Raw genomic sequence first — 11906 nt, 5'->3', positions numbered from 1 at the left:
TTTTTCGACCCGGCAGCAAAGATGCACTCCGGAACGCGTCAATCATCCTCGTCATGAGGCTTCGCCGCCAGCACCTGCGCAAACACCTGCGTCCAGACCTCCGGCGGCTGCGCGCCCGACACCGCGAGCTTGCCGTCAACAATGAAGAAGGGCACGCCGGTGACGCCGACCTTCTGGGCATGGGCTTCCAGCCCGATAATGGTCTCGCGCAATTCGTCATTGGCGAGCTCGTCGCGCGCCGCCTGCTCGTCGAAGCCCTGCTCGCCGGCGATCGCGACCAGCGTCTCGAGGTCGCCGATATCGCGCCCATCCTGCCAATAGGCCTTGAACAGCGCCGCGGTCATCTCGCCGCCGCGCTGCACGGTCGCTGCGGCGGCGACGAGCATATGCGCCATGCGGGTGTTGACGCTCTTCGTCACCTTGGCCCAGTTGAAGGTGACGCCGCTCTCCAGCGCCGCCTCGGACAGGCGCAGTTCGATCTCGCGGCGCTTGCCGGGGCCGAACTTGCCGTCGAGATAGGCGGTGCGGTCCATGCCGTCGGCCGGCATCTCCGGATTGAGCTCATAGGGCAGCCAGGTGATGGCAACCCGCTCGGTCAGATTATGGTTGGCGAGCGCGGTCTCGAGCCGGGCCTTGCCGATGAAGCACCAGGGGCAGGCGATGTCGGAAACGATCGCGAGCGGCAGCTTGTCGGGCGCGGAGGGGGTCAGCATGGTCTTCGATCCTTCGCGGAGCGCCGCGGCGGGGCTTGCGTCAGACCGGCGGATAGGCGTGGAGCTCGCCATGGCGATCCTCCGCGAAGCCGTGCGCGCCGGGCGTCTCGCAGCCCGAAAGGAAGGCGGGCCCGACCGGGATCTTGCCGGCCCCGCCTGGGATGTCGAGGATATAGGTCGGCTGGCACAGGCCGGAAAGGTTGCCGCGCAGGCTTTTGACGAGCGCCTGCCCTTCCGCCAGCGAGAGCCGGAAATGCGAGGTCCCCGGCGCGAGATCGGGATGGTGCAGGTAATACGGCTTCACCCGGTTCTCGACAAAGGCCCGCATCAGCGCCGACAGCGTCTCGATATCGGCGTTGACGCCCTTGAGCAGCACGCTCTGGCTGATCAGGACATGGCCGGCGTCGGCGAGGCGCGCCAGCGCTGCCTTCGAGTCCGCGGTGAACTCGCGCGGGTGGTTGGCGTGGACGGCGATGTAGCTCGCCTTGCCGGGAATGCGCAGCGCGCGGGCATAATCCTCGGTGATGCGCTCGGGCTGGACCATCGGCACGCGCGTATGCCAGCGCGCCACCTTGATATGCGGGATCGCGGCAAGACGCCTGGCCACCTCGCGCACGCGGCGGGCGGAGAGGATCAACGGGTCGCCGCCGGTCATGATCACCTCCCAGATCTCCGGACGGGAGGTCAGATAGGCGAGCGCGGCATCGAGCTTGTCGCCGGTCAAGGCATCGCCGCCCGGGCCGACCATCTCGCGGCGGAAGCAGAAGCGGCAATAGACCGGGCAGGCATGGACCAGCTTGAGCAAGGCCCGGTCCGGATAACGATGGACCACGCCCTCGACCGGCGAATGCGCCTCGTCGCCGATCGGGTCGGCCCGTTCTTCCGGTAAGGTCGTCAGCTCGGCCGAAGCAGGGATGAACTGGCGGGCGATCGGATCGGCTTCGTCGGCCGGATCGATCAGCGCCGCGATCGCCGGCGTCACCGAGACGGCGTAGCGCTTGGCCACCTCGGCCAGCGCCGCGCGCCGCTCAGGCGCGACAAGGCCGCGCTCGACGAGGGCGTCGAGCGTCTTCAGCGGCTGGCCGGGCGGCTGATGGATCGTCATCGCCCTCCCCTGCCCGGTTCCGCGACCGGCGTCCAGAGCACATCCTCGATCCGGCGTGCGCCGGTGGCGAGCATGACCAGCCGGTCGAACCCAAGCGCGATGCCCGACGCCTGCGGCATCACCGCAAGCGCGGCGAGGAAGTCCTCGTCGACCGGATAGCGCTCGCCATAGATGCGCTGCTTCTCGTCCATATCAGCCTCGAAGCGCCGGCGCTGCTCGGCCGGGTCCGTCAGCTCGCCGAAGGCATTGGCAAGTTCGACCCCGCAGGCATAAAGCTCGAAGCGCTCGGCGACGCGCGGATCGCCGGGCTTCGGCCGGGCCAGCGCCGCTTCCGAGATCGGGTATTCGCACAGGATGGTGGCGCGGCCGCGACCGAGCTCGGGCTCGATCCTCTCGGAGAGGATGCGGCTGAAGATGTCGGACCAGTTGTCGTCCTCGGCAACCCGGATGCCGGCTTCAGCGGCATCGGCCGCCAGCGCCGGGCGGTCGAGATAGAGGTCGGCCGCGATCGTGCGCTTGAGATCGATGCCGGCATGACGGCGAAAGGCATCCTGCACGGTCAGCCGCTCCGGCGCCGCGAACGGGTCGACCTCGGCGCCGCGCCAGCGCAGCACGCTCGCCCCGGCCGCGCGGGCCGCCTCGGCGAGCAACGCCGCGCAATCATCCATCAGCGCGTCATAATTCTCCCCGGCGCGATACCACTCCAGCATGGTGAACTCCGGATGGTGCAGCGCCGTGCGCTCGCGATTGCGGAAGACGCGCGCGAAATCGAAGAGGCGGGGCTCGCCGGCCGCCAGCAGCTTCTTGGCGGCGAATTCGGGCGAGGTGTGCAGGTAGTAGGGGTGGCCGGCGCCGGCATCGTCGATCAGCGAGGTCGAAAAGCCGTGCAGATGCGTCTCGTTGCCGGGCGAGAGCTGCAGGATCGCGGCCTCGACCTCGATGAAGTCGCGCGCCTCGAACCAGCGCCGCAGCGCAGCCTTGATCCGCCCGCGCGCCAGCAGCGCGGGGCGCCGGTCGGCATGGATGTCCGGCCGCCATAAGGGCGGATAGCTCTGGCTCATCACATCTCTCTATAGCGAAAGCCACGCAAACCGGCCTGCGCGCTTCCGTTTGCGCCTCGAATGCGGTAGTGGCGCGGCACAGGACTTCGCATAGCGCGCGGATGAAGCCCGCGCCAGCCAAGGAAATCACACGTGGTCAAGGTCATCGCCTCCTCCGTCCGCAAGGGCAACGTCCTCGAGCTCGACGGACATCTCTGCACGGTCATCTCGGCCGAGAGCTTCTTCCCGGGCAAGGGTACGCCGACGACGCAGATCGACATGCGCCGCATCTCCGATGGCGTGAAGATGACCCAGCGCTACAAGACGACCGAGCAGGTCGAGCGCGCCTATGTCGAGGATCGCGACTTCACCTATCTCTACCAGGACGGCGAGCAGTACGTTTTTATGAACCCCGAGACCTACGACCAGATCCCGGTCGATGGCGATGTCGTGGGCGACATGGCTCCCTATCTCCAGGAAGGCATGAAGGTCTCGCTCTCGGTGTTCGAGGACCGGGCGGTGGCGATCGAGCTGCCGCAGCGCGTCACGGTCGAGGTCGCCGAGACCGAGCCGGTGACCAAGGGCCAGACGGCCTCCTCCTCCTACAAGCCGGCGATCCTGACCAATGGCGTGCGCACCGCCGTGCCGCCGCATATCGGAGCGGGCACCCGCATCGTGGTGATGACCGCCGACGGCTCCTATGTCGAGCGCGCCAAGGACTGACGCCGTGCGCCGCTGACAGCGGCGGCGAAGCCCTATATCGCTGATGACAGCGGGCCCTTCTCCGGGCCCGTTTTCGTTGGTGAGGTCCCCCAATGCCGCTTTCCGCCTATGACGCCGTCTTCCCCGGTTTCATCCAGACCCTGAAGGCGCTCGACGCCATCCTCGACAAGGCGACGGCGGAGGCCTCACAACGCAAGATCCAGCCGGAGGTGCTGTTGTCGAGCCGGCTCGCCCCGGACATGCTGTCCTTCACCCGGCAGGTCCAGCTCATGTCGGATTTCGCCAAGAACGCCGCGGCGCGGGTCAGCGGGGCGGAGAACCCGCGCTTTCCCGACGAGGAGAAGAGCTTCGAGGAGCTGAAGGCGCGGATCGCGAAAACGCTCGACTTCATCGCCTCGGTCGACAAGGCGGCGCTCGATGCCGGGCTCGACAAGGATGTGACCTTCCCGCGCGGCCCCTCGGCGACCGTGACGATGAAGGGCGCCGACTATCTCACGCGCTTTGCCCTGCCGAACTTCTACTTCCACGCCACGACGGCCTACGACATCCTGCGCGAGAACGGCTTCCAGATCGGCAAGCAGGACTTCCTGAAGGGCGTGTTCGACGCCTGAGGCTTGGCGCCGTCAACATCCGGGTCATCCCGGACGGAGCGAAGCGGAGATCCGGGATCCATGCCTGAACCTCTATCGGAAAGGTTCCGGAATGGGTCCCGGGTCTCCCTTCGGTCGCCCGGGACGACACGCGCTTTCTGACGAAGGCGACACCAGCCCTCACAAATAGGGCGAGCAGAGCCAGAGCATCCGGTCGAGCAGACGCAAGGGGAAGGGCCGCGCGCGCAGTTCCTTTAGCGTGACCGGATGAGCTCCTGAAATCGCGGCATCGATGCGCTGTTCGATCCTGCGGGCGAAGCCTTGGTCGAGCACTTCGAGATCGATCTCGAAATTCAGCCTGAGCGAGCGCGCGTCGAGGTTGGACGAGCCGACATAGGCCCAGGTGCCGTCGATCGCGAGCAGCTTGGAATGGTCGAAGGAGCCGGTGGCGCGCCAGATCCGGCAACCATCCTTCAGCACCTGGTCGAACTGCGCCCGCATGGCGCGATCGACCAGGACGAGGTTGTTGACGTCAGGCACGACGATGTCGATGGCGACGCCGCGCCGCGCCGCGGTGACCAGCGCGCTGATCAATTCCCGGTCCGGCAGGAAATAGGGCGACATGATCCGGATCGACTCGCGCGCCACCGAGAACGCCCCGATCAGCAGCTTGTGATTGGTCTCCAGGCTGGCGTCGGGGCCGGAAGCCACCGCGCGCATCAGCACCGTCGGACCTTGTCGAGCCGCCTCCGGCGTGACCGTCCAGGTATCGCCAGTCAGCTCCTCGCCCGAAGCGAAGCGCCAATCCTCGGCAGCGACGCCGAACAGGTCCTCGACGACCGGTCCCTCGATCCGGAAATGCGTATCGTGCCCAGCCGCCTCGCCGGCAAACTCGGTCGTGAAGCCCCGGCGGATGTTCATGCCGCCGGCGAAGGCGATCCGCCCATCGGCGATCAGCAGCTTGCGGTGCGTGCGCAGGTTCGCATAGGGCAATCTCAGGCCGATGATGATATTGCCGTTGAAGACGTCGACCGGCACGCCGCCCTTCTGCAGGTAGCCGACGATGCTCGGCACCGAATAGCGCGCGCCGACGGCGTCGATCAGCACACGCACCGCGACGCCGCGCTCATGGGCCGCGATCAGCGCGTCGGCGACGCGCAGGCCGAGCGGATCGCGGTCGAAGATGTAGGTTTCGAGAATGACCGAGCGCTCGGCCGCCGCAATCGCCGCGATCATCGCGGCATAGGCCTCATCACCGGTCCGGAGCACCGCGATGGCGTTGCCGGTCTTGAGATGCCGGCGCGTCGCCTTGTCGCCGAGCGTCTTCAGCGCGGCGAAGCGGCGCCCGACATCGCCGGCGACCTCCGCGTCGGAGACTTCGAATGTCTGAGCCAGTGGATAAGCGAGCGTCTGCCGGCGCTGCGAGGCGATCGAGGCGCGGCGGATGCGGTTGATGCCGCCGACCGCATAGACCAGCGACCCGATGATCGGCGAGAGCACGATGACGCCGACCCAGCCGATGGCGGCGCGGACATCGTCCTTGGTCATCGCGGCATGGCTGGCGGCGACCACGGTCAGCGCCAGCGACACGAAGCCAAGGATATGAGGCCAATAGGCGGAGAGAATATCCCACATCGCCCGACTATCGCATGGGCAGCGAAACCGGCAACGCGGTCAAGCGCCTGAACGCGTGGCCCACTGTCATGGACCTGCCCTTGCAATGATGGGATCACAGTCCCATATCGGGATCACGGCAATGTCGAGGGCGTTCCACCGCCCTCCGTTCCGTTGAAGACGGCCATGAACCCGAAGCCAGCGACGCCGGATGTACGCGCGCTCTTCCGGACATGGCCGTTAGCGTTTCTGGGTCATCACCTTTCCCATCATGGTCGGGCTTGTCCCGACTATCCACGTCTTCGCATCAATGATCGCGCGCAGTGTTCGAGACGTGGATGCTCGCCACAAGGGCGAGCATGACAGCGGTGGCCTACTGCGAATTCCCCTGCAGGAACGGATTGGTCTTGCGCTCCTCGCCGAGCGTGCTCGCCTGACCATGGCCTGGCAGGAACTGGACATCGTCGCCGAGCGGCAGCAGCTTGCCCTTGATGCCACCGATCAGGTCCTTGTGGTTGCCATAGGGGAAATCCGTACGGCCGACCGAGCCTGCGAAGATCGTGTCGCCGGCGAGCAGGAAGCGCAGATCCTTCTGGAACAGCGTGACATGGCCGGGCGTGTGTCCCGGCACATGCAGCACGGAGAATTCGATATCGCCGATCGAGACGGTGTCGCCTTCGGCGAGCCAGCGCGTCGGCGTCACCGCCTGTACGCCGCGCATCTCGAACATCAGCCCCTGCTGCGGCAGGGCGTCGAGCAGGAACTTGTCGGCCTCGTGCGGGCCGATGATCGGCAGGTTCAAGACGCCGGCGAGCTCGGTCGCACCGCCGGCATGATCGATATGGCCATGGGTCAGCCAGATCGCGACCGGCGTGACGCCGAGCTCCGTCAGCGCGCCGCGGACGCGCTCGACATCGCCACCGGGATCGACGATCGCGGCCTCCTTGGTGCGTGTGCACCAGACGATCGAGCAGTTCTGCTGGAACGGCGTCACCGGCACGACGGCGATGCCGAGCGGGCTTTCTGTCTGGTCGGTCATCGCAGGCCTTTCGTCAGGGGAGCCGGAACTGTCTATCGGCGCCCGCAGCGATTGGCGAGCAGCACGCGATAGTCGGCGAGCGACTGGTCCATCTGCGCGACGTTCTCCTCGCGCTGCCGGCCGGTCTGGCAGGTCGCGAAGACCGAACGCGCCTTCTGCATGAAGGTCACGTGGTCGCGCCAGGCGGCGCATTGCGTCGCCTGGTCGGCCGTGGCGACCTGCTGCATCTTGTACTGGCGCTGGCGCATCGCCGCCTCGTTCTGGAACAGGTCACGCGAGCACGTCGCCGGAACGGGACGCGGCTGCGCCGATGCGACAGCGGGAGCCAGGGCCAGCAGGACGGCGACGGCAGCGCGGGCGATCATCCGAGGTTCAGCTCCTTGAAGAAGTCGTTGCCCTTGTCGTCGATGACGATGAAGGCGGGGAAATCCTCGACCTCGATGCGCCAGACCGCCTCCATGCCGAGCTCGGGGTATTCGAGCAATTCGACCTTGCGGATGCAGTCCTGGGCGAGCCGCGCCGCCGGCCCGCCGATCGAGCCGAGATAGAAGCCGCCATGGGCCTTGCAGGCCTCGCGGACCTGGGCCGAGCGGTTGCCCTTGGCCAGCATCACCATCGAGCCGCCGAAGGACTGGAACTGGTCGACGAAGGAGTCCATCCGGCCGGCCGTGGTCGGGCCGAAGGAGCCGGAGGCGAAGCCCTCCGGCGTCTTGGCCGGGCCGGCATAGTAGACCGGGTGGTTCTTCAGATAGTCCGGCATGCCCTGGCCGTTCTCCAGGCGCTCGCGGATCTTGGCATGAGCCGAGTCGCGCGCGACGATGATCGTTCCGGTCAGCGAGAGCCGGGTCTTTACCGGGTATTGCGTCAATGTGGCGAGAATCTCAGCCATCGGCCGGTTGAGATCGACCTTGACGACGTCGCCGCCGAGCTTGGCCTCGTCGATTTCGGGCAGATACTTCGACGGATCGGTCTCCAGCGCCTCCAGGAAGATGCCGTCCCTGGTGATCTTGCCCTTGGCCTGGCGGTCGGCCGAGCAGGAGACGCCGAGCCCGATCGGCAGCGAGGCGCCGTGGCGCGGCAGGCGGATGACGCGCACGTCATGGCAGAAATACTTGCCGCCGAACTGGGCGCCGACGCCGAGCGCCTGCGTCAGCTTGTGGACCTCCTCCTCCATCTCAAGGTCGCGGAAGGCATGGCCGGAGGGAGAGCCCTTGATCGGCAGAGCGTCGAGGTACTTGGTCGAGGCCAGCTTGACCGTCTTCAGGTTCTGCTCGGCCGAAGTGCCGCCGATGACGATGGCGAGGTGATAGGGCGGGCAGGCGGCGGTGCCGAGCGTCAGGATCTTCTCCTTCAGGAACGCCATCATCCGGTCCCTGGTCAGGAGCGAGGGCGTCGCCTGGAAGAGGAAGGTCTTGTTGGCCGAGCCGCCGCCCTTGGCAACGAAGAGGAATTTGTAGGCATCCTCACCCTCGGCATAAATGTCGATCTGCGCCGGCAGGTTGGTCGCGGTGTTCTTCTCCTCGAACATGGAGAGCGGAGCGACCTGCGAATAGCGTAGATTGCGCTTGAGATAGGCGTCGTAGACGCCCTCGCCGAGCGCCGCCTCGTCGTCGCCGTCGGTCCAGACCTTGCGGCCCTTCTTGCCCATGATGATTGCGGTGCCGGTGTCCTGGCACATCGGCAGCACGCCGCCGGCAGCGATGCCCGCGTTCTTGAGCAGGTCATAGGCGACGAAGCGGTCGTTTCCAGTCGCCTCGGGATCGTCGAGGATCTTGGCGAGCTGGGCGAGATGGCCCGGGCGCAGCAGGTGGTTGATGTCGATGAAAGCCTGCTCGGAGAGCCGCTTGATCGCCTCGCGCGAGACGCTCAGGACCTCGCGGCCAGCGACCGTCTCGACCGTGACGCCGTCGCTGCCGAGCGAGCGATAGGGCGTCTTGTCCTCGCCGAGGGGGAAGAGATCGACATGGGTGTAGGCCATCGCGGCACTCCGGCGGTTCAATGGCGCCGCGCACGGCGCCTCACAGCTTCGGCCGCGTCATAGCCGCTCGGGGCAAGGCCTCCAAGCCCAGACTGTCATCATTCAAAGGAAGAAGCCGCCTCATGCGGCCTGCCGTCAGGCCGCCTTGGCGGCGGTCTCCGCAAGGATGGCGTAAATGGCGGCCGGGTCATGCGCGTGGCGCACCTGCTCCAGCACCGCCTGGTTGCGCAGCACGCGGGCGACGCGGGCCAGGGCCTTGAGATGATCGGCCCCCGCCCCTTCCGGCGCGATCAGCACGAAGATGATGTCGACCGGCTGGCCGTCCAGCGCCTCGAAATCGATCGCCTTCTCAGCGCGGGCGAACAGACCGACAAGACGATCGATGCCGGCCATGCGCCCATGCGGGATCGCGATGCCGTCGCCGATGCCGGTCGAACCCAGACGCTCGCGCTGGAGCAGGGCCTCGAACAGCTCGCGCTCTGGCAGGCCGGTGAGCAGGGCGGCGTGCTGCGCCAGCTCCTGCAGGGCCTGCTTCTTGCTGTTGGCGCGCAACGGCGAGATCACCGCATCGGGCCGAAGAAGATCGGTCAGCGTCATAGGCCAATCCATGCATGTCCCGTGCCGGAACGCGGGCGCCACCGGCATCCCGGCCGGCACCCGAATTCCATCAGCGGCGGGACTTCAAGAAAGAGAAGCCGGCGGATCGATCCAGCCGATATTGCCGTCGCGGCGGCGGTATACGACGTTCATGCGGCCATTGCCAGCATGGCGGAAGATAACCACAGGCGCGCCGGTCAGATCGAGCTCGGCGACCGCGTCGCTTACCGTCATCTGGTGCAGGGACTTGGTCGATTCGGCCACGATCACCGGGTTCTCACCGGCGTAATCGGCCTCGTGTTCCTCGATATCCTCGTCGGGAGCGGCAATCACATAGCTGGGGATTTCCACGGCCGCCTCCCGCCCATTGGCGGCAGCGGCGCGATCCTTCAGCCGTCGCTTGTAGCGGCGCAGCCGCTTCTCGATGCGCTCGGCCATCTTGTCGAGGCTGGCATAAGGATCATGCGCAGTGGCCGACGCTTCGAGGGTGATGCCGGAAGACAGATGCAGAACACCGTCGGTCTTGAAGGCGGTGCCATCCTTGCCGACGGTGACGTGGCCCTGATAGCCGCCCTCATAGTATTTGCCCAACGCTGCGGCGACCCTGGCCTCGGCCTGGCCACGGAGGGCCTCGCCGACATCGAGATTCTTGCCGGAGATTCGCAAGCTCATGGAGTGCTTCCCCTTCTTGTCGCCATGGTCAGTAGCCGACCATCCTCAGGAGGTAAGGACGGCCTCATGGGGTTGTCAATGCGCGGTCTCGCGCAGTTGCTCTGGCGGCAGGGCAAGCCTGCGAGCATCTCATGGAACAGAAGACGATTTGTGCTGCGCCGCACGCCGGGCGTGGAAGAGTTCGCCCCTCAGCGTCCGGCCAGCGCCATCGCCGCCTTCTCGCGGCGGCGCTCCATCGAGGAGGGAATGCGCAGCGATTCCCGATACTTCGCCACGGTACGGCGAGCGATATCGATGCCGCTCTCCTTCAGCCTGGAGACGATGGCGTCATCTGAAAGCACGTCCCGCGGCGGCTCCTCGTCGATCATCTGCTTGATGCGGTGCCGTACGGCCTCGGCCGAATGCGCCTCGCCATAACCGGTCGCCGCGATCGCGGCGGAAAAGAAGTATTTCATCTCGAAGACCCCGCGCGGGCAGGCGAGGTACTTGTTCGAGGTGACGCGCGAGACCGTCGATTCGTGCATGCCGATCGCGTCGGCGACGGTCTTGAGGTTGAGCGGGCGCAGATGCTCGACGCCATGGGCGAAGAAGCCATCCTGCTGGCGCACGATCTCGCTGGCGACCTTCAGGATGGTGCGGGCGCGCTGCTCGAGCGAGCGGGTCAGCCAATTCGCCGTCTGCAGGCATTCGGCGATGAAGGCCTTGTCCACATCGCTACGGGCCGCCTTCGTGACGCGGGCATGATAGGTCTGGTTGACCAGCACGCGCGGCAACGTGTCTGGGTTGAGATCGACAAGCCAGGAACCGTCCGGCGCAGCACGGATGAAGACATCCGGCACCACCGTCTCCGCCGCCGAGCCGCCGAAGGCGCGCCCAGGCTTGGGGTCGAGCCGCCGGATCTCGGCGACCATGTCGGCGATGTCCTCGTCATCGACGCCGCAGATGCGCTTCAGGGTGGCAAAGTCGCGCTTGGCGAGGAGCGGCAGGTTGGCGATGAGGGCCTGCATGGCCGGGTCGTAGCGGTCGCGGTCACGCAGCTGGATCGCCAGGCACTCGCCGACATCGCGGGCGGCGACACCGCTGGGATCGAAGCCCTGGACGATGGCGAGTACCCGCTCGACCCTGGCAAGATCGACGCCGAGGCGTTCGGCGATGTCGGCAAGCGGCTCGGTCAGATAGCCGGCATCATCAACGCCATCGATGATGTGGCGGCCGATCAGGCGTTCGGCCGGCGCGGTCAAGGCCAGGTCGAGCTGGGCGCTGAGATGCTCGTGCAGCGAAAGCTCGCTTGTCAGCCCGCTTTCGAAGCCCTCGGGCCCCTCATCGAACGAGCCGCCGGAGCCGCCATAGGTGCCGCCGATGATCGGCAGGCTGTCGGCTCCTTGTGTCTCCAGCCGCGCCGCCTTGGGCTGCTCGTTCTGGAAGACATTGTCGAGCCCGGTGCCGAGCCGGCCCTCGATGCCCTCCTGGGTGTTGAGGCTCTCGGCGCGGGCATAGGCTTCGGCATCGGCGGCGAGCGGGCTTTCGCCGGCGCCGTTGAGCGAGCCGGCATCGGGAGCCTCGTCGCCGCGCTCGAGCAGCGGATTGCGCTCGAGCTCGCCCTCGACGAAGCTCTGGAGTTCGAGATGGGAGAGCTGGAGCAGCTTGATCGCCTGCAATAGCTGCGGCGTCATCACCAGGGACTGGCCCTGGCGCAGCTCCATGCGTGGCATCATCGCCATCGCGATCCCGACTCCTTAGCCTGCGGCAATTCGGCACGGTTCTTGCCTGTGGAACAGACTAACCGCCGGCCGCGGCCACGTCAAAGCCTTGGACAGGCTTTTGCGTCGGGAAGT

Annotated in this window: 12 protein-coding genes; 2 read left to right on the top strand and 10 right to left on the bottom strand. The window is 66.6% G+C overall.

Annotation, left to right across the window (positions count from 1 at the left end):
- Positions 1-38: 38 nt before the first annotated feature.
- From BMZ21_RS11555 to epmA, 3 genes are read right to left on the bottom strand one after another with little or no spacing between them, the layout of a single operon-like run.
- On the bottom strand, positions 39-713 hold the full coding sequence (locus BMZ21_RS11555) for a DsbA family oxidoreductase (RefSeq protein WP_167561609.1): 675 nt from the start codon (positions 711-713) through the stop codon (positions 39-41).
- Between the two features lie 40 nt (positions 714-753).
- Positions 754-1818 carry a lysine-2,3-aminomutase-like protein gene (locus BMZ21_RS11550; protein ID WP_091833652.1) on the bottom strand — a complete coding sequence of 355 codons (1065 nt, stop codon included), beginning with the start codon at positions 1816-1818 and terminating at the stop codon, positions 754-756.
- Positions 1815-2879 (bottom strand): EF-P lysine aminoacylase EpmA, encoded by a 1065-nt coding sequence (gene epmA / locus BMZ21_RS11545; RefSeq protein WP_091833649.1) that lies wholly within the window; start codon positions 2877-2879, stop codon positions 1815-1817. The genes BMZ21_RS11550 and epmA overlap by 4 nt, the downstream gene beginning before the upstream one ends.
- Positions 2880-3011: 132 nt before the next feature.
- On the opposite strand from epmA, the gene efp reads away from it, so the two are divergent.
- Positions 3012-3581 carry an elongation factor P gene (gene efp, locus BMZ21_RS11540; RefSeq protein WP_091833646.1) on the top strand — a complete coding sequence of 190 codons (570 nt, stop codon included), beginning with the start codon at positions 3012-3014 and terminating at the stop codon, positions 3579-3581.
- 92 nt (positions 3582-3673) lie between these two features.
- The gene (locus tag BMZ21_RS11535) at positions 3674-4192 is read left to right on the top strand and encodes a DUF1993 domain-containing protein (RefSeq protein WP_091833642.1); all 519 of its coding nucleotides are present in this window, start codon (positions 3674-3676) and stop codon (positions 4190-4192) included.
- 159 nt (positions 4193-4351) lie between these two features.
- Here BMZ21_RS11535 and BMZ21_RS11530 read toward each other — a convergent pair whose 3' ends face one another.
- The 7 genes from BMZ21_RS11530 to rpoN form a co-directional block, all read right to left on the bottom strand.
- Positions 4352-5806, bottom strand: coding sequence for a phospholipase D-like domain-containing protein (locus BMZ21_RS11530; RefSeq protein WP_091833639.1), 1455 nt, complete (start codon positions 5804-5806; stop codon positions 4352-4354).
- A gap of 352 nt (positions 5807-6158) precedes the next feature.
- Positions 6159-6824 (bottom strand): MBL fold metallo-hydrolase, encoded by a 666-nt coding sequence (locus BMZ21_RS11525; RefSeq protein ID WP_091833636.1) that lies wholly within the window; start codon positions 6822-6824, stop codon positions 6159-6161.
- 32 nt (positions 6825-6856) lie between these two features.
- Positions 6857-7189 carry a hypothetical protein gene (locus BMZ21_RS11520; protein ID WP_091833633.1) on the bottom strand — a complete coding sequence of 111 codons (333 nt, stop codon included), beginning with the start codon at positions 7187-7189 and terminating at the stop codon, positions 6857-6859.
- Positions 7186-8802, bottom strand: coding sequence for a fumarate hydratase (locus tag BMZ21_RS11515; protein ID WP_091833631.1), 1617 nt, complete (start codon positions 8800-8802; stop codon positions 7186-7188). Before BMZ21_RS11515 ends, BMZ21_RS11520 begins: the two co-directional genes overlap by 4 nt.
- 135 nt (positions 8803-8937) lie before the next feature.
- On the bottom strand, positions 8938-9399 hold the full coding sequence (gene ptsN, locus BMZ21_RS11510) for a PTS IIA-like nitrogen regulatory protein PtsN (RefSeq protein WP_091833628.1): 462 nt from the start codon (positions 9397-9399) through the stop codon (positions 8938-8940).
- Positions 9400-9483: 84 nt separating this feature from the next.
- Positions 9484-10071, bottom strand: a complete 588-nt coding sequence (hpf, locus tag BMZ21_RS11505; RefSeq protein WP_091833624.1) for a ribosome hibernation-promoting factor, HPF/YfiA family — start codon at positions 10069-10071, stop codon at positions 9484-9486.
- A 188-nt stretch (positions 10072-10259) separates the two neighbouring features.
- Positions 10260-11792, bottom strand: coding sequence for an RNA polymerase factor sigma-54 (rpoN, locus tag BMZ21_RS11500; protein WP_091833621.1), 1533 nt, complete (start codon positions 11790-11792; stop codon positions 10260-10262).
- Between the last annotated feature and the right edge of the window lie 114 nt (positions 11793-11906).

Source organism: Allobosea lupini, assembly GCF_900109525.1.
Taxonomy (GTDB): domain Bacteria; phylum Pseudomonadota; class Alphaproteobacteria; order Rhizobiales; family Beijerinckiaceae; genus Allobosea; species Allobosea lupini.
Note: the sequence above shows the minus strand (reverse complement) of the source record. Positions and strands in the feature narration are given on the sequence as shown.